Below are 714 nucleotides of genomic sequence, written 5' to 3'. Positions count from 1 at the left end.
AGTTGCCAAAGCGCTTGGGTAGGCCGCGCCATTTGCAGCCATGCTCGGCAACGTAAAGGATGGCGTTGACCACTTGCAGGTTGGTCATGCTGACATTGCCGCGCTGCGCCGGCAGGCAGTGTTCGATCAGAGAAAATTGTGCTGGCGTGATCTCCATGCACGATAGTTTAATCGCTCGGGCCATTAGTGTTAACAGGCCCTAGTTGAGTGTGTGGTGCCTTCACTGCAGCAGAGCGTTGAGTCAACAGCTTAGTTAGTCGAGTGCGCGGTGCCCTCGCCGCTCGCGGGACACGCCGCAAGTACGTCCGTGTAGGCTCGGTGGCGGAATCCATGCCGCCACACGGTCCCGCAATCGGCGAGGACACCGCGCCAGAAAGTGAGTCGGTTGCTTTGAAAGCCTGCTTGTTACTCGGCTTGCCTTGCGACACTGATCGGATGCGCCGTTATCCGAACAACGCACGTCATGCACCGCTTGCACCATGCAAACCGACACTCTCGACTGGTCCTTGCCCGCTCACCGTCGCGGGACCTTACGCGGCATGGATGCCGCGTAAGAGCCTTATCTGTTCGGAATCTGGCAGATTAGATGTCGAGAGCCGGCGTGGGCCACCGTGAGAGCCTGGATCTCAGCGATCGCCGTGTAGCTTGGTACCCACGCCGGATTCTCCCTTGATTCGCCCGAACAGTTGCCCGAGGTGACACTCGAAACGATAA

The 714-nt window shown here is 58.8% G+C and carries 1 protein-coding gene; it reads right to left on the bottom strand.

The window, feature by feature from the left end:
- Window positions 1-157 (bottom strand): transposase (locus ABS769_RS22500; protein WP_233368074.1); only part of this gene is annotated, 157 nt, incomplete at its 3' end.
- Between the last annotated feature and the right edge of the window lie 557 nt (window positions 158-714).

Origin of the sequence: Xanthomonas hortorum (assembly GCF_040279205.1) — a bacterium.
In the GTDB taxonomy this organism is placed as follows: Bacteria; Pseudomonadota; Gammaproteobacteria; order Xanthomonadales; family Xanthomonadaceae; genus Xanthomonas; species Xanthomonas hortorum_F.
This window is presented reverse-complemented; position numbering and strand designations above follow the sequence as displayed.